This is a genomic window from Sinomicrobium kalidii (assembly GCF_021183825.1).
Classification (GTDB): Bacteria; Bacteroidota; Bacteroidia; order Flavobacteriales; family Flavobacteriaceae; genus Sinomicrobium; species Sinomicrobium kalidii.
In genome coordinates this window covers 996,535-1,014,688 of the sequence record NZ_CP089211.1, presented here as the reverse complement: position 1 = coordinate 1,014,688, position 18,154 = coordinate 996,535, and the positions used below count along the sequence as shown (strand labels likewise).

The 18,154-nt window shown below is 45.5% G+C and carries 16 protein-coding genes; 15 read left to right on the top strand and 1 reads right to left on the bottom strand.

The window, feature by feature from the left end; genetic code table 11:
• The first annotated feature begins 774 nt into the window (after positions 1-774).
• The 13 genes from LS482_RS03950 (at position 775) to rlmN (ending at position 15,510) form a co-directional block, all read left to right on the top strand.
• Entirely contained in the window at positions 775-1,602 is an 828-nt protein-coding gene (locus LS482_RS03950) for a prephenate dehydratase (protein WP_233030454.1), read from the top strand.
• Complete coding sequence (locus LS482_RS03945; RefSeq protein WP_233030453.1) at positions 1,599-2,759, top strand: pyridoxal phosphate-dependent aminotransferase; 1,161 nt, start codon at positions 1,599-1,601, stop codon at positions 2,757-2,759. The genes LS482_RS03950 and LS482_RS03945 overlap by 4 nt, the downstream gene beginning before the upstream one ends.
• Positions 2,760-2,876: 117 nt before the next feature.
• Complete coding sequence (locus tag LS482_RS03940; protein WP_233030452.1) at positions 2,877-3,740, top strand: prephenate dehydrogenase; 864 nt, start codon at positions 2,877-2,879, stop codon at positions 3,738-3,740.
• A gap of 114 nt (positions 3,741-3,854) precedes the next feature.
• Positions 3,855-4,937, top strand: a complete 1,083-nt coding sequence (locus LS482_RS03935) for a bifunctional 3-deoxy-7-phosphoheptulonate synthase/chorismate mutase type II (protein ID WP_233030451.1) — start codon at positions 3,855-3,857, stop codon at positions 4,935-4,937.
• Between the two features lie 122 nt (positions 4,938-5,059).
• Entirely contained in the window at positions 5,060-6,007 is a 948-nt protein-coding gene (gene rsgA, locus LS482_RS03930) for a ribosome small subunit-dependent GTPase A (RefSeq protein WP_233030450.1), read from the top strand.
• Between the two features lie 11 nt (positions 6,008-6,018).
• A complete protein-coding gene (gene dtd, locus LS482_RS03925; RefSeq protein WP_233030449.1) occupies positions 6,019-6,471 on the top strand; it encodes a D-aminoacyl-tRNA deacylase in 453 nt (150 codons plus the stop codon).
• A 140-nt stretch (positions 6,472-6,611) separates the two neighbouring features.
• Complete coding sequence (locus LS482_RS03920; protein WP_233030448.1) at positions 6,612-8,525, top strand: DUF3858 domain-containing protein; 1,914 nt, start codon at positions 6,612-6,614, stop codon at positions 8,523-8,525.
• Between the two features lie 30 nt (positions 8,526-8,555).
• Entirely contained in the window at positions 8,556-10,580 is a 2,025-nt protein-coding gene (locus LS482_RS03915) for a transglutaminase family protein (RefSeq protein ID WP_233030447.1), read from the top strand.
• Between the two features lie 3 nt (positions 10,581-10,583).
• Complete coding sequence (locus tag LS482_RS03910; RefSeq protein ID WP_233030446.1) at positions 10,584-10,910, top strand: nucleotide pyrophosphohydrolase; 327 nt, start codon at positions 10,584-10,586, stop codon at positions 10,908-10,910.
• Between the two features lie 50 nt (positions 10,911-10,960).
• Positions 10,961-12,187 (top strand): 3-phosphoshikimate 1-carboxyvinyltransferase, encoded by a 1,227-nt coding sequence (locus LS482_RS03905; protein WP_233030445.1) that lies wholly within the window; start codon positions 10,961-10,963, stop codon positions 12,185-12,187.
• A gap of 97 nt (positions 12,188-12,284) precedes the next feature.
• Positions 12,285-13,130, top strand: a complete 846-nt coding sequence (locus LS482_RS03900) for a fructosamine kinase family protein (RefSeq protein WP_233030444.1) — start codon at positions 12,285-12,287, stop codon at positions 13,128-13,130.
• A 181-nt stretch (positions 13,131-13,311) separates the two neighbouring features.
• Positions 13,312-14,361 (top strand): tRNA preQ1(34) S-adenosylmethionine ribosyltransferase-isomerase QueA, encoded by a 1,050-nt coding sequence (gene queA, locus LS482_RS03895; RefSeq protein ID WP_233030443.1) that lies wholly within the window; start codon positions 13,312-13,314, stop codon positions 14,359-14,361.
• Between the two features lie 108 nt (positions 14,362-14,469).
• On the top strand, positions 14,470-15,510 hold the full coding sequence (rlmN, locus tag LS482_RS03890) for a dual-specificity RNA methyltransferase RlmN (protein ID WP_233030442.1): 1,041 nt from the start codon (positions 14,470-14,472) through the stop codon (positions 15,508-15,510).
• A gap of 127 nt (positions 15,511-15,637) precedes the next feature.
• Here rlmN and LS482_RS03885 read toward each other — a convergent pair whose 3' ends face one another.
• Positions 15,638-16,540: an arginase family protein gene (locus tag LS482_RS03885; RefSeq protein WP_233030441.1), complete on the bottom strand. Its 903-nt coding sequence runs from the start codon at positions 16,538-16,540 to the stop codon at positions 15,638-15,640.
• A gap of 254 nt (positions 16,541-16,794) precedes the next feature.
• On the opposite strand from LS482_RS03885, the gene LS482_RS03880 reads away from it, so the two are divergent.
• Complete coding sequence (locus tag LS482_RS03880) at positions 16,795-17,328, top strand: porin family protein (RefSeq protein ID WP_233030440.1); 534 nt, start codon at positions 16,795-16,797, stop codon at positions 17,326-17,328.
• Positions 17,329-17,447: 119 nt separating this feature from the next.
• Positions 17,448-18,023, top strand: coding sequence for a porin family protein (locus LS482_RS03875; RefSeq protein ID WP_233030439.1), 576 nt, complete (start codon positions 17,448-17,450; stop codon positions 18,021-18,023).
• Positions 18,024-18,154 lie beyond the last annotated feature (131 nt).

Genomic DNA, 18,154 nt, shown 5'->3' with positions numbered 1-18,154 from the left:
TTATCGGTCTTCAAAAATACATAAACGGATATTAAGGCTAAATGTTTTTAAATACTTCTTCAAATAGAAGTGATCCGGACTTTTCCAAAAAACAATTTTGATTCAGGATATCAGGATTTAAGACACAGAACTAACCATCGGTCGAACGGTTCGCATAAGATCCTCCGTCTTAAGAGCTTGTTTAGAAAGGATTGATTGTAGCGAAAAATGATGATTTTTGCTCCATATGAAGGCTTTTTTGATCCCGATTTCTATCGGGAGCATAGCCGTAGCTATGGTGGGAGAAAAAGACAGGACCGAACGTTAAGAAAACAGCCAGCGGCTGTTTTTAGTGAAGGGGCCAGGTGGCGCGCCGGCAACAAAAAGGGCATTTTTTTAGCCTCCCGATATTTATCGGGATGAATTTTTTTTAAACAAGCTCTAAGTCCTGCAGTCTTACATCTTACCTGCGTTTATTTACTAAAAAACACTTGCTTAAATTTTCAATTTGTCATTTTCCTGTTTTTTTCCGGGGAAATCAAAAAAAATGCTTTTCCCGTGTTGCCTATTTCAAATTTATAATTACTTTAGCAGCGTCAAATGAAATAAACAAATGACTCAGATTACTTATAACTGGAACTTTTATTTTTTCTTCTTTTACTTTTTTAAAGGAAGGACGGGACAGTTATAAGTTATTTTGAATGCAAAAATATATGACGAGTCCCGGATTTTCCGGGACTTTTTTTTGGTCTGAAAAATCGCAATCACAAAAAATATGCAGGTAATTGCAACAATATGAACAGGAAAGTAGCCATACAGGGAATTAAAGGATCTTTTCACCACCAGGTGGCAAGAGAATATTTCAGTGAGGATATCGATATCCTGGAATGCCTTTCTTTCGATATTCTGGTAGACAGCCTTCTGGACAAAACCGTAAACAGTGCCGTTATGGCCATAGAAAATTCCATAGCAGGGTCTATCATCCCCAATTACGCACTCATAGACAATAATCAACTGCACATTATCGGGGAGCACTACGTCAACATCCACCATAACCTGATGGCGTTGCCGGGACAGAAAATAGACGATCTCAGGGAAGTGTACTCTCATCCCATGGCACTCCTGCAATGTAAACAGTTTTTTAAGCAGTTCCCGCACATAAAACTCGTGGAAGATGCCGATACGGCAGAGACAGCGAGGAGAATTCAGCAGAACGGCCTTAAAGGCGTGGGGGCAATAGCCAGCAAAACCGCTGCGGAACTTTTCGGTATGGGAATACTTGCTGAAAATATCCAGACCATCCGGGACAATTCCACCCGGTTCGTTATTTTACAGACCAAAAACTCGGTACTGCCCGAAGAAGACATAAACAAGGCCTCGGTGAAATTCATGACCGATCACAAACGCGGAAGCCTGGCTACCGTACTTAATGTAATGAGCGATTGCCGGCTGAATCTGACCAAATTACAATCCCTTCCCGTTATAGAAACACCCTGGAAATATTCCTTTTTCGTAGACGTGACTTTTGAAAAGTATGACGACTTTAAAAAGGCGAAATCCCTGCTGGATATCATGACGGAAAGTTTTAAAATACTGGGAGAATACAAAAATGCAAAATTATGATTGAGGTAGCCAAACGGTTAAATACGATAGAGGAATACTACTTTTCCAGGAAACTGAGGGAGGTAAGGCAGCTTATGTCGGAAGGAAAACCGGTGATCAATATGGGGATAGGAAGTCCCGATCTCCATCCTGCCCCGGAAGTGATAAACGCTTTGCGGAATTCCGTAGAAGACAGCCTGGCGCATCAATACCAGAGCTACCAGGGATTGCCGGAACTCCGGGAAAGCATCAAGGATTTTTATGCAGAACGGTTCGGGGTTACACTGAACAGGGATACGGAAATTCTCCCGCTAATGGGCTCTAAGGAAGGGATCATGCATATTTCACTGACCTTCCTGAACGAGGGCGATGAGGTGCTCATCCCCGATCCGGGTTATCCCACTTATACATCCGTGACCAGGCTGGTAGGTGCGAAACCCAGGTATTACGACCTCACGGAAGGTAACGGCTGGCTGCCGGACCTCAAGGCGCTCGAAAAAGAAGACCTTTCCGGGGTTAAGTTAATGTGGCTCAACTATCCGCACATGCCTACGGGGACCAACGGGACGCAGGAACTGTATACCGATCTTGTTGCTTTTGCACGGAGAAATAATATCCTCCTGGTCAATGACAATCCGTACAGCTTTGTGCTCAATGATTCCCCGCGCAGTATACTCGGGGTGGAAGGGGCCGGTGACATGGCCCTTGAACTCAACTCGCTGAGCAAAACGTTCAACATGGCCGGATGGCGTGTGGGGATGGTGCTGGGGAGTGAAAATAATATCAACGCCGTACTGAAGGTAAAGAGCAACATGGACAGTGGCATGTTCTACGGTATCCAGAAAGGTGCCGTGGCAGCATTGCAATGTTCGGAAGACTGGTACGCCGGTATCAACAAGGTATATGGCGAACGCAGGGAGCTGATATACCGCCTGGCGGAAAAACTGGGTTGTACATACGATAAAAATGCAGTGGGAATGTTTATCTGGGCAAAATTACCCATGGAAACGCATGGCCATGTGCCTTATTCGGCAGAAGCATTTATCGATAAAATACTGTACGACAAAAGTATTTTTATCACCCCGGGAACCATTTTCGGGAAAAACGGTGAGGGATATATCCGTTTTTCACTGTGCGTACCGAAAGAAAAAATAGAAGAAGCCATAAACAGAATATAATATAAATAACGTAGAGACATACGGCCGTATGTCTCCCCTTCCCGGGAAAACACGGCCCGTATGTTCACAAAGAAAGAAAAAGGATTAGCCTTTTTCCGACCGATAAACAGACAAAAAATGACAAATGTATTCGTAATAGGCCTCGGACTGATAGGCGGATCTTTCGCCCTCGATATCAAATCGGTGTATGAAGATGTGGAAGTTTACGGTATCGATACGGACGAAGAACACCTGAGCCAGGCATTGGACCTGGGGCTGATTGATAAAAAGGCCCAGCCAAAGGACCTGGAAAAGGCAGATACCGTTATTGTTGCCGTACCGGTAAGCACAAGTATGAAACTTCTGCCCGGGATCCTGGACGTGGTGCGGGACGATACCGTAGTCTTTGATGTGGGATCAACCAAATCACTGATCTGTGAGGTGGTGGCAGACCATCCCAAACGGAGGAACTTTCTTGCGGCCCACCCCATTGCAGGTACGGAGTTTTCCGGGCCTTCGGCGGCACTGAAAGGACTGTATAAAAACAAGGTGAATATTATTTGCGAGGTGGAAAAGACCGCTTTTAAGCTTCAGGAAAAAGTACTGAAACTGTTTACGGATATCGGGATGCGTATCCGGTACATGGATCCCGCCTCTCACGACAGGCATATAGCCTATGTGTCCCATTTGTCACATATCAGTTCTTTTATGTTGGGAAAGACGGTTATTGAAAAAGAAAAGAATGAACGCGATATTTTTGACATGGCCGGGAGTGGATTCGAAAGCACGGTACGCCTGGCAAAAAGTTCACCGGCCATGTGGGCGCCTATTTTCGAGCAGAACAAGGCCAATGTCATAGAAACCCTGGAAGAGTATATTGCCAATTTGCAACAGTTCAAGGAATTGATGCAGAAAGGTGATTTCAATGCCATTTACAACGAGATGGAAAACACCAACAGGATAAAGGAAATTCTGAAGGGGATGAATGTCACCGCGTCATAATCCTACGGGGTACGATACCCCGTGGAGACCTACAGCCGTAGGTCCTTTCAAAAAAAGAATAGTCACAACAAAAAATAAGAAACCAAAACTAAGATTTACAAATTAAAAACGATCATGGAAAATTCGAAAGAGATGAGGGCATGGCTGGACGATCTGGGACTGGATCACCCTCTGGTAATTGCCGGGCCCTGCAGTGCCGAAACCGAAGAACAGGTATTAAAAATAGCGCATGAGCTCAAAGATAGCGATGTCACCTACCTGCGGGCGGGAATCTGGAAACCCCGAACACGTCCCGGAAATTTTGAAGGTGTAGGAGCCCTGGGATTAAAATGGCTGCAAAAAGCCAAGGAAGAAACCGGGATGCTCACGGCCACCGAAGTGGCCAATGCAGCTCACGTAAAACTGGCTTTGGAACACGATGTAGACTTGTTGTGGATAGGTGCCCGGTCTACGGTTAGCCCGTTTATTGTGCAGGAAATTGCCGATGCATTGAAAGGAACGGACAAGGTGGTGCTGGTGAAAAACCCGGTAAACCCCGATCTCGCACTGTGGCTCGGTGGTATAGAACGTTTGTATTCGGCAGATATCAGGAAACTGGGAGTGATTCACAGGGGCTTTTCCACTTATGAAAAAACCAAGTACAGGAATATTCCCGAGTGGCAGCTGGCCATTGAACTGCAAAACAGGTTTCCCGACCTGCCGTTGATCTGCGATCCGTCGCACATTACCGGTAAACGCGATATGATCTTCGATGTGGCACAGACCGCACTCGACCTGAATTTTAACGGACTGATGATCGAAACACATACCGATCCGGACAATGCGTGGAGTGATGCCGCACAACAGGTAACCCCCGCAAGCCTTATCCGGATTATGGAAGACCTCAAAATAAGAAAGGAGACCGACGCGGAAGCCGAATACAACAACAAACTGGGGATGCTCCGTGCGCAGATCGATATTATTGACAACGGGCTTGTTGAAACGTTGGGTAAACGCATGAGAATTTCAGATGAGATCGGAACACTCAAAAAGCAGAAGAACGTTGCCGTGCTGCAAAGCAAGCGATGGAATGAAATCTTGGGAAGAATGATCCTCGAAGGCCAGGAAAAAGGACTTAGCGAAGAATTTGTGTTGAAAATGTTCAAGGCCATTCATCAGGAATCCATTAACCATCAGGAGAAAATATTAAAAGCGTAAATTTGTAAGCAATACAAATTTTCGTAATTAATATTTCGGGGAATATCCGGAAATTATATAACCTGTCACCCCGAGCGGAGTCGAGGGGTGACAGCAATTTTCGGAAGCCCTTTTCAATGCCTATGACAGGAACAGTTTATAAATCTACCGGCAGTTGGTACGCGGTAAAAACCGATGAAGGTCGGTTATTCGATTGCAGGATCAAGGGGAAATTCCGTATAAAAGGAATAAAAAGTACGAGCCCGGTTGCGGTGGGTGATGTAGTGGACTTTGAGCCCGAAACGAATGCCGACACCGGGATCATCACACGTATTCACGACAGGAGAAACTACATTGTACGCAGGTCGGTAAACCTGTCGAAGCAAAAACATATCATAGCGGCGAATATAGACCTGGTCTTTTTGCTGGTTACCCTGAAGAATCCGCTCACCCTCACTACTTTTATCGATCGTTTCCTGGTCACGGCCGAGGCTTATGACATCAAGGCGGTATTGCTTTTTAATAAGGCCGATCAATACGATGATGAAGAGTTGCTGGAAGTAAAATACCTGGCAAACATGTACCGTCAGGTGGGGTATGAATGTATTGGCGTGTCTGCGGTCACCGGGAAAAATACGGATAAGGTAAAAGAATTGATGCGGGGGAAAGTAAGTATGTTCTCCGGTCATTCCGGAGTGGGAAAATCCACTTTGGTGAATAGCATAGAACCCGGCCTGAACCTCAGGACTGCCGAACTTTCCGAACAACACAGACAGGGCCAGCATACCACCACATTTGCGGAAATGTTCGATCTCGGTTTTGACGATACCAGGATTATAGACACTCCCGGGATCAAAGGGTTTGGCATTATTGATATGGAAAAAGAAGAGATAGGCGACTATTTTCCCGAATTTTTTGCCCGGAAAGGGGAGTGCCGGTTCAATAATTGCCTGCATGTGGACGAACCGCATTGTGCCGTAAAACAAGCCCTGGAAGACGGAGAGATCCCCTGGAGCAGGTATAAAAGCTATTTACAGATACTGGAAGGCAAGGAAGAAAATTACCGTACCGATATTTACGGAGAAGAATAATATGGAAAAATATGCGTGCAGTAATACAACGTGTTAAAGAAGCAAGCGTAACTATAGACGGAACGACAAGATCGTCCATAAAAACAGGACTGTTGGTCCTCCTTGGAATTGAAGGTGCCGATACTACAGAAGATATAACCTGGCTGTCGCGAAAAATAGTCAACCTCAGGATATTTAATGACGAAAACAATGTTATGAACAAGTCGGTTGCCGACAGTGATGGAGACATTATTGTGGTAAGCCAGTTTACCCTGCATGCCTCCACCAAAAAAGGAAACCGCCCTTCGTACATCAGGGCTGCCAAACCGGAGGTATCCGTTCCGCTGTATGAAACATTTGTCAAACAAATCGGGGAAGACCTGGGTAAAAGTGTGGGGACAGGCGAGTTCGGGGCCGATATGAAAGTGGCCCTTGTCAATGATGGCCCTGTTACTATAATCATAGATACGAAAAACAGGGAATAAACAAGTGTTTTCCTGCAAGACGTCAGGGAATTGTTTTTCGTTTGATGTCAAGAACAGGTATTTATGTGTAAATCGGATAACCTTCTCTTCGATTTTTTCTATTTTTAGAAAGTTTTAACAAAAAAGCAGATTGTAAAACCATGAATGCCAACACCTGTCTCACCCTGTTTTTTTCCCTCTGTTCAATTCTCGCAAAAGCTCAGTCCGAAAAATATCTGGCCGTGTTTCCGGATAACGGACTTACCGAAGATGCCGATGCCATTGTCCGCCTGGACGAAATGCAGGTGGAAATAGCCTCGCAAAAAAATATGACGATCAGCCTGAAACGCATCGTGACGGTGATGAATAAAAAGGGTAACAAGCATGTACACGCCGTAGTGAGGTATGATGATAACCGGAAGGTGAAGCGTGTAAATGCTGTGGTTTACGATGCCTTCGGTAAAGAAATAAATAAGTTTAAGGAAAAGGACTTCAAGGATGTCAGTGCAGTGACTAACGGGACCCTGTATTCTGATTCCAGGATACTTTACCTGGATTATACCCCTACAACTTATCCGTATACAATGGAGTTCAGTTATGAAGTGCGAACGCCCAATACCGGGGTCGTCCCTTCGTGGTATTTTCTGGACGGCTATAATGTGAGTACCGAAGAAAGTCATTACCGGCTGGTGTATGACAAAGCGGAGTTCACCCCCAGGTTCAGGGAAAAACACTTTTCTGAGTACGGGATAAGGAAAACGGAGACCGGAGAAGGCATTGAATTTTCCGGAAAACTGCTCCCGGCGATAGAAAAGGAAGCATTGAGCCCTGCATTTCCTGAGTTTGCCCCGAAACTGATGATCGCCCTCGACAGGTTTCACGTGAACGGCTATGACGGAAAAGCAGAAAACTGGGAAGAGCTGGGCAGGTGGATGTATGAAAAAATACTGAAAGGCCGGGACAAGATCCCGGAAGCTACGGCCCGAAAAGTAAAAGCATTGGTAGCCGGTGTGGAAGACCCGTTGGAAAAGGCGGAAATAGTGTACAAATACGTTCAGGACAATACGAGATATGTAAGCGTACAGGTTGGTATAGGAGGCTTGCAACCCATCACTGCAGCAGAAGTAGACCGGGTAAAATACGGCGATTGTAAAGGGCTGTCCAATTACACCAGGGGGCTCCTGGACCTTGTGGGGGTAACATCCTACTATACTCATGTGGAGGCGGGGAATGAAAAGATGGGGCTGGAGCCCGATTTTGCATCACTGGCCCAGGGTAATCACGTGATCCTGGGGATACCAAACGATGATAAAATGGTGTGGATTGACTGCACCAGCCAGATCCATCCGTTTGGTTTTATAGGCGATTTTACCGACGACCGGAATGTGCTCGTCATGAAACCGGAGGGAGGAGAAATTGTACGTACGGTAGCGTACGAAAATGAAAATAACTACCAGCATACCGGGGCCGATTATTATCTCGATATCGAAGGAGCAATACGCGGTAATGTAGAGATCATTACAAAAGGAATCCAGTACGACCGTAGGATATACCGGGAAAAGCAACCGGAAAAAGACATTGTAGAAGGCTATAAGCAATACTGGAGTGGTGTTAATAATCTGATTGTTAATGGTTATAAATTTGAAAATGACAAGGAAGCCGTGGAGTTTACCGAAGCAGTGGACATCGAGGCTTCCGGCTATGCATCCCGGAGTGGCGACAGGCTCCTTTTTGTAGTCAATGCCTTTAATCGGAACAGCTTTGTACCCGATCGTTACCGGAACAGAAAACTTCCGCTACGGATAGACCGGGGCTACCTGGACGAAGACGAATTTGTGGTACACCTTCCCGAAGGTTATAAAGTAGAGGCCATGCCCGAGGGACTGTCACTCGAAAATAAGTTCGGGGAATACGGTATCGAACTGGCCAAAACCGGTGATAACACCATCACCTACAAACGCCATTTGAAAATACGGGGCGGTACCTATCCGGCAGAAGATTATGAAGCCTACAGGGATTTCCGGAAAAAAGTGGCGCGTACGGACCGGTCGAAAATCGTATTGTTAAAGCAATAATCACCTTACACTAATACAAAACCCACCGTTATGAAAAGAATTTTACTGTGCTTTTTGTTTTTAAGTATCCTTAACTTTAACCCGCTCTTTTCCCAGAACTATAAGTTCGGAAAAGTATCCGAAGAGGAACTGAAAGAAAAATTTTGTCCGCAGGATTCCTCGGCAAATGCGGCCATCCTGTATAAAAAGACCAGGGTGTATTACCGGTATACCAGAAATACGGGGTTTGAGCTGGTTACCGATGTGCAGGAACGCATCAAGCTGTATACCCGGGAAGGATTTGACTATGCCACCAAAAAGATAATGCGCTATACACCGTCCGGGGGCGATGAGGAAAAAGTAGCTGGCTTAAAAGCAGTAACCTATAACCTGAACAACGGTAAGATAGAAGAAACCAAATTAAAACGGAGCAACGTGTTTGAAAATGAAGAATCCAGGTACTGGAGCAGTACCAAGTTTACGATGCCCGATATAAAACCCGGTTCCGTTATAGAACTGACCTATCACCTGAATTCCCCATTCCTGGGAAATATGGATGAGATCGCATTGCAATATGACATCCCGGTCAAAAAAATAGAAGCGCAGGTAGAAACCCCGGAATATTTTAACTTTAAACCCCTGATGAAAGGATATTATCCTTTTCAGATCAGCTCATCAACTAAAAGGGGAACTATTAACTTTACCAATAAACAACGAAGCGGAGGGGGTGGATTTGGTGCTGTGCAAACGAACTACAGCAACAATAAAATAGATTACACCACAAATGTATATACCATAAACCAGGAAAATATACCCGCGCTTAAAGAAGAACCCTATGTCAATAATATTGACAATTACAGGTCGGCCATAAAATATGAATTGCAATACGTAAAGTTTCCGAATTCTACCATAGAGTATTATTCTTCAACATGGAAGGATGTAGCCAAGCGCATCTACAACACCCCTGATTTCGGAAATGAGGTTAAAAAAACCGGTTATTTTGAAAACGATCTGGAATCATTGCTGGCAGGAGTGTCTGATCCCTTGCAAAAGATAGCCCTTGTTTTTGGTCATGTGAAATCCAGGATGAACTGGAACGGTTATTTTGGATATTATTGCGATGATGGTGTCCGGAAAGCCTATAAGGAAAAAGTGGGGAATGTGGCCGAGATCAACCTGATGCTTACCGCGATGCTCCGTCATGCCGGCCTGGATGCCAATCCCGTACTGGTAAGTACCCGCTCCAACGGTATCCCGTTGTTTCCCACAAGGGAAGGGTTTAATTATGTAGTCAGTGCGGTAACCCACGAAGACGGCCATATACTGATGGACGCGACCGATAAGTTCAGTACGCCGGGTATCCTGCCCTCCAGAACACATAACTGGAACGGGAGATTGATAAAGAAAGATGGTACCTCCGAGGAAATCAGTTTGTCGCCTCGTGAAGTCTCAAAGGAATATGTGTCTGTTAATTACATCATATCACCGGAGGGTATGGCCGAGGGGAAAATACGTAAGAAATTCACCGATCACCATGCCCTGGCGTTCCGGCAGAAATACTATTCCGTAGACGAGGAAGAATACCTGGAGCACCTTGAGAACACATTTAACGGCATGGAAGTGTCGGAATACGAACTGAAAAATAAGGACAACATAGGCAAGCCCCTGGAGGAAACCTATAGTTTTTCCAAGGAGAACGCTTGCGATGTTATCGGAGATAAGGTATATCTTTCACCCATGTTGTTTTTCACAACGGAAGAAAACCCGTTCAAGCTGGATAAAAGGGAATACCCCATAGATTTTTCCTATCCCTGGGCAGATAAATACATGGTCAATATAAAAATCCCTTCCGGTTATGAGGCAGAGGTACTCCCCGAACCTGCACGGCTGGTCTTACCGGATAATATGGGATCGTTTTTGTTTAACATTACCCGGTCCGGGGCCATGATCCAGGTAATGGTCCAGACCGAAATGAACTCGGCCGTATTATCACCGGTATATTACGGTGCGGTCAGGGAATTTTATAAACAACTGGTAGAAAAGGAAACGGAAAAAATAGTTTTAACCAAAATATAAACAATGCACTTAAAAAACGCCCAGGAAGAAGTCGATATATGGATCAAGGAACACGGGGTCCGTTATTTCAATGAACTTACCAATATGGCCCAGCTTACCGAGGAGGTAGGTGAGGTAGCCCGGATCATTGCCCGGAGATACGGAGAGCAGAGTGAAAAGGAAAGCGATAAGGAGAAGGATCTGGGAGAAGAACTGGCCGATGTGGTATTCGTGGTCCTGTGCCTGGCCAATCAGACAGGCATAGATTTACAGGCCGCCTTTGACAAAAAAATGGACAAAAAGACCAAACGCGACCACGACCGCCACCATAACAACGAAAAATTAAAATAATAAAATAATATGTAGCGACACACGGCCGTGTGTCTATAGCCGAAAGATCAATGAATATCAAAATATCCAATCCCCGGACTAAAATTGCAGGTGACATCCGTATCACCGGTTCCAAAAGCGAATCCAACCGTTTGTTATTGTTACAGGCCCTGTATCCGCAGCTGAAAATAGAAAACCTTTCCAATTCTGACGATTCCGAAGTCATGCAAAAAGCATTGACTACGGATGCTGCCATAGCCGATATCCACCACGCCGGAACGGCCATGCGCTTTTTGACCGCCTTTTTTGCTACCCGTGAAGGAAGGGAAGTTGTCCTTACCGGGTCTGAAAGAATGACGGAACGCCCGATAAAAATACTCGTCGATGCCCTGAAACAGCTCGGTGCGGAAATTACATATACACAGGAAGAAGGGTACCCGCCGTTAAGAATACACGGAAAACGACTGGAAAAAAACAAGGTGTCGTTACAGGCCAATGTAAGCAGTCAGTATATTTCTGCCCTGTTGCTGGTAGCACCGAAATTACCCAACGGACTGGAACTTACCCTGGAAGGAAAAATAACCTCCGTACCCTACATAAAAATGACCCTGGCCCTGTTGAATGAAATAGGGGTGAAAACCTGTTTTGAAGGCCATGTGATAAATGTATATCCCAGGGAAGAAATAGCCCCCGCAACCCTTACGGTAGAATCGGACTGGAGTTCGGCTTCCTATTTTTACAGTATAGCCGCACTGTGCGAAGAAGGTACGGAAATAGCCCTGTCGGCCTACAAGGCATCCAGCCTTCAGGGCGACAGTGTCCTGACGGAACTGTACAGGAGTTTTGGAGTGGAGACTACCTTTAACGGCAATACCATTACCCTGACAAAAAAAGAAATTAAGCCTTCCGAACCTATTAATTTCGACCTGGCCAATGCTCCGGATATTGCCCAGACCATAGCCGTGACCTGTTTCGGTTTGGGATGGGGGTGTCACCTTACCGGGCTGCACACCCTGAAGATCAAGGAAACCGACAGGCTGGAAGCCCTGAAAACGGAATTGACCAAACTGGGAGCATCCATAAAGGTGACCGATGCCGAGCTGTTCCTGGAACCCTCAACCACGATCAGGGAAAATATTGCCATTCCTACATACAACGATCACCGCATGGCCATGGCATTTGCCCCGTTGGGACTGAAAGTGCCGATTATCATCGAAGAAGCCGAAGTTGTGGGTAAATCCTATCCCGATTTCTGGAAGGACATGGAAAAATTGTATTTCCAAATAGAATCGTTATAATATAACACGTAGAGACGGCCGTCCGTCCGTCTCAAAACGTGATTTTTCGGTATACAACAGATGATTTCCAAACAGGACGTATTTCTAAAGGAATCGTATGACAGAAACCGTCAAACATAACCTTCAGCAATCCCTTCAGGCAGAGATACGGAAGGCAAGTCCCCTTTCCGGAGGTGATATTAATGACGTCTACCTGCTGGATACCACCGCCGGGAAATTTGTGGTGAAACTAAACAGCGCTTCCCGCTACCCCGGGATGTTCCCTGCGGAAGCCGAAGGGCTGGAAGTGTTGGGCAGTACCGGGGCCATTCATATCCCTGCCGTTATTGAACAGGGAACAGCCGGGGGAACGGCCTACCTTGTACTGGAATACATGGAACCGGGAAACCCCGGCCCCGGATTCTGGGAGGCCTTCGGACGACAACTTGCCGGATTGCACCGGAATACGGCGGATAATTTCGGGTTTGAACATTCCAATTACATAGGCAGCCTGCCGCAGTATAATGAATATTGTAAACGTGCTGCCGAATTTTATGTCGCCCAAAGGTTGCAACCCCAGTTCAAACTGGCACATGACCTCGGATATCGCTTTGATACCGTTCCGCTTTATAAAAACCTGGAAGCTGTGATCCCGGAAGAAGCACCGGCCCTGGTACACGGTGATTTATGGGGAGGGAATTATCTTGTAAGCAAGGACGGCAATCCCTGCCTGATAGACCCGGCGGTGGCCTATGCCCACCGCGAAACCGATATAGCCATGATGCACCTTTTCGGCGGGTTTCCGTCTCCCATGATAGATGCCTATAATGAAACCTTTCCCCTGTGCGCAGGATGGAAAGAACGCATGGACCTGTGGCAGCTCTACTATCTGCTGGTACATCTCAACCTGTTCGGTACGGGTTACCTGCAAGGTGTCCGAAGAATTGTAGGCCGGTATACCTGATCTTTTTTCTTACCGGCCGGAGTACATCCCTGTTTTTCAAATAATTTTAGTTATTTCCTTGACAACGCCTGTTCCGGGGTTGTATATTTGCAGCTTCGTAAAAAAGACAGAAGAAGCAAACCCCGCGGGCAAGGCGGGGAGGAGAGGCACCGGCCTCACCGGTGCAAAAAAAATCAAACACATGAAGTTATCTCATTTTAATTTCGATCTCCCGAAGGAATTGCTGGCAGAATATCCTTCAGAAAACAGGGACGAAGCCAGGTTAATGGTAGTAAACCGAAAAGAAGGCACTATTGAACACAAAATGTTCAAGGATCTTATAGACTATTTTGATGAAGGAGACGTCATGGTATTGAACAATACCAAGGTATTCCCGGCCCGTCTATACGGTAACAAGGAAAAGACCGGTGCGAGGATAGAAGTGTTCCTTTTGCGTGAGCTCAACGAGGAACAACGCCTGTGGGATGTATTGGTAGACCCGGCCAGGAAGATCAGGATAGGGAATAAGCTCTATTTTGGCGATGATGAAAGCCTGGTGGCCGAAGTTATAGACAACACCACCTCCAGGGGGCGCACCCTTCGTTTTCTCTATGACGGTTCGTACGAAGATTTCAGGAGAAAACTCAAGGAGCTCGGGGAAACACCACTTCCCAAGTACATCAAAAGGGAAGTAGAGCCCGAAGACGAAGAACGTTACCAAACCATATACGCCAAGTTCGAGGGGGCTGTGGCAGCACCCACGGCCGGCCTGCACTTTTCCAAACACCTTTTGAAAAGGCTGGAAATCAAGGGAGCCAAATTTGCCGAAGTCACCTTACATGTGGGGCTCGGAACGTTTAACCCGGTAGAAGTGGAAGACCTTTCCAAGCATAAAATGGACAGTGAAGAGCTGCTTATTCCCGAAGATGCCGCCAATATAGTGAACGGGGCCAAGCAGAACAAAAAGAAAGTGTGTGCCGTTGGAACTACGGTGATGCGTGCCCTTGAAAGTTCCGTATCGTCCGAAAAACTGCTGAACGCATACGAGGGATGGACCAATAAATTTATCTTTCCTCCGTATGACTTCAGTATTGCAGATTGTATGGTCACCAATTTCCACACCCCGAAATCCACTTTACTGATGATGGTCTCTGCCTTTGCCGGGCACGATCTTATCAAAAAGGCCTATGAGGAAGCGGTTAAAGAAAAATATAAGTTCTATTCTTACGGGGACGCTATGCTTATATTGTAAGTGTTTCCCGTACTAAGAAATTGCAGATCCCGAATCCGGAATGTTTTAAAATAGTCCGGGTTTGGGATTTGCATTTTAATGTTGTATAGTTCATTACCTTTGTACCACATGCAGACAGTTAAAAAAGACATACGGGCACTGAGCAGGGAACAACTCCGCGATTTTTTTGTTGACCGGGGCGATAAAGCCTTTCGTGGCAACCAGGTCTATGAATGGCTTTGGGGTAAAGGCGTACATTCTTTTGAAGGTATGACCAACCTCTCTAAGGAAACCCGGCAAATGCTCGAAAACCATTTTGTCATTAATCATATTCGGGTAGATCGTATGCAGCGCAGTAACGACGGCACCATAAAAAATGCCGTACGCCTGCACGACGGACTTATTGTAGAATCGGTATTGATACCTACGGATACCCGTACTACTGCCTGTGTGTCCAGCCAGGTGGGGTGCAGTCTGGACTGTAAATTCTGTGCCACCGCACGCCTGAAACGGATGCGGAACCTGAACCCCGATGAAATTTATGACCAGGTGGTGGCCATAGACAACGAGAGCCGCCTTTACCACGGCAGGCCGCTGAGCAATATCGTTTTTATGGGAATGGGCGAACCCCTGATGAACTACAATAACGTTATAAAGGCCATTGACAAGATTACCGATCCCGAAGGCCTCGGTATGTCGCCCCGGAGGATCACGGTATCCACTTCCGGCGTGCCCAAAATGATAAAAAAACTGGCCGATGACGAAGTAAAGTTCAAACTTGCCGTTTCCCTGCATGCCGCTATTGATGAGGTAAGGACCTCCATCATGCCGTTTAACGAACACTTTCCGCTGAAAGATTTAAGGGAAGCACTGGAATACTGGTACCAAAAGACCAAAAGCCGGATCACCTATGAATATGTAGTGTGGCGGGGGATCAATGACCAGAGGAAAGATGCCGAGGCACTGGTTCGTTTTTGCAGGTTTGCACCCTCCAAGGTCAATATTATAGAATACAACCCCATAGGGGACGAGCACTTTGCCCAGGCCGATCCCGAAGCGCTGGAACTTTACCGCGACATACTGGAAAAGAACGGCATTACGGTAACTGTTCGCCGGTCACGCGGAAAAGACATTGACGCTGCCTGCGGACAATTAGCGAATAAATCGTAGAGGGATGTTTATCAGCCTTATAGGCTATAAGATCAATTGGGGATATAACCCGATAACTGATAACTTTATTAGGTAAAAGCAATCCAACGCAATAACTCGGTACCCCGGTAATTCAATAACACATCACCTACCTCCGCGCGTTCCGGATATTTTTTGTCATGTTGGCAATGAATTCTTTGGTATATTCTGCCGAAGGGTCACGGTCCGGATCGAGGATGGTAATTTCCATACCTACGGCTTTTTTATGGGGCAACAGTTTTTCCAGTATATGGTTCAACTCTGCATAGGTAAGCCCGTCGTGTGTTCTGCTGTCTACCGCGGGCATTATGCCATCGTCCAGCACATCCACATCGAGATGGATAAAAAAGCCGTCCAGTTTTTGGTCGGTGACCATTTGAAGAAAATCATTCGTGCATTGTTCCGTCCCCTTTTCCTGTAGTCTTTCCAGGTCGTAATAGTGTATGTTCGAATCCAGTATCGGAGCCACGTAGTCTTTATCGTATTCCCGGTTGCCCACACACCATACGTGTTCTTCCCTAAAATAGGGCTTTAGTCCGTCAATATCGGTCAGTTTCGGGTGGCCGTGCCCTGTGACTACGGCCAGGTCCATTCCGGCCACGCCCCCGGTTTGCGAGAGTTCCGGCAATATAAAATCCGTATGGCCGTCCAGGAAGAACAGGCCGTAGTTCCCCCTTTTTTTGAGGGCTATGGCATTACCTATAAGAATACTGCAATCCCCGCCAATGATTATGGGAAAAGGCGCTTCGTCCAGTACATTATCCAGCATTTCCGCCTGCTGTTTTGCGTAGGCTATAATAGCATCGCTGTTGCGCACCCTGGCCTCTGTATCCATGTTCATGCTATATGAGGGCGGAGCTAAGGTATAGATGTTTTTGGGTTTCAGCTGTTGATAAAAACCGTTGCCACGAAGCCAGTCGGGCAGGTTTTTTACACCGGGTTCCACACCCGGTTCAGGTGCTTTAAGCCCGAGGTTTGACGGAAATTCTATAATATTGATACGATTGTTCATGTTTAAATGTTCATTGATGTATGCCATATAAATATACAAAATAGGAGCAGGAATGCAACTAATGCAAAACAAAGCGATAATTTACTGTACGTCAAAAAGTGCTTTTATATGAGGTATATTATACAGTGAAAATCAGTATTTCGCCCGATTTCAAAGGGTTTTTACAGGCTATATGTAATAAAAATAAGACAATTTTTACCATTTGGAGCAAAATATGAGTATATTTACTTTACAAAACACAAAAACTATTAGTGATGAAAAAAGTTGTTTTAGTAATTATGGCAGTCGTAGGCGTATCGTTATACGGTAATGCCCAATCCATTCATTTCGGGGCCAAAGGCGGGGTGAACTTTGCCAGTTTAAATGGAGATGATGCAGACGGAACTGACGGACGTACTGGTTTCCATATCGGCTTATTGGCAGAGTTGGGCCTAACCGATAAGTTCTCTATCCAGCCGGAAGTGCTCTATTCTGCACAGGGTGCAAAATTATCGGATACAGATCTTAATCTGGATTATGTCAATGTACCGATATTGGCCAAGTACTACCTTACAGATGGCTTTAGTATACAGGCCGGGCCCCAGTTCGGGATCAACGTAAAAGATGATTGGGAAGGTTTTGATACCGATGTAAAGAGCCTTGATATGACCGGGGCCGTAGGTGTGGAATATAGAATAGGAAGCTTTTTTGCTCAGGGAAGGTATAACTTCGGGCTTAGTGACGTGGCTGACGAAGGAGACATAAAAAACTCCGTATTCCAGTTATCCGTAGGTTACCTGTTCTTTTAGGAGGATATTTCAAATAAAAGCATATTCAAAGCGAAAGTTGTTTTTACACTTTCGCTTTTTTTGTGATATCAAATAAAATATCATTTATCTTAGCCGCGTTAATCTAAAAATATAGCAATATGAAAAAAGTATTACTTATTGCCGTAATGGCACTCGGTTTTGGGTTTAACGCCGCCGCACAGGATGTTACCTTCGGGGTGAAAGGTGGGTTGAATTTTTCTAACCTAAAGGTTGAAGCAGACTTTGGAAGCGGAACCAGTGATGGACGAACCGGATTTTATATAGGTGGTCTGGCAGATTTCGGAATTTCTGAAAAGTTTCACATTCAGCCCGAAGTATTGTATTCCAGTGAAGGAGCTAAAGGACAAGATGTTTTTACAAATGAAGAAGTGGATGCCGAGATTTCATTTATTAATATTCCGATATTGGCCAAGTTCTATGTAGTGGAAGGTTTTAATATCCATGCCGGTCCGCAGTTAGGTATAGTGGTAGATGCTGATGGAGGTACAGACGACCTTAAATCTACAAATTTCAGCCTTAGTTTTGGTGCGGGATATGAACTGCCCACCGGTCTCTTTTTTGATGCCAGATACAATCTGGGGGTATCGGATATCCTGGATGTAGATGGTACCGAGTTTGCCGACTTTGAAATGAAAACACGGAATTTCCAGGTAGGTGTGGGGTATAGATTTTAAACACTTACCATTTTAAATGGTACAAAAAAGGGAGTCTTTGCGGACTCCCTTTTTTTGTTTAAAGCAGAAGTATATAAATAGGTTTTAACTGCCGACATAAAAATATATTCGTAAATTAGTGACGGGAAGAG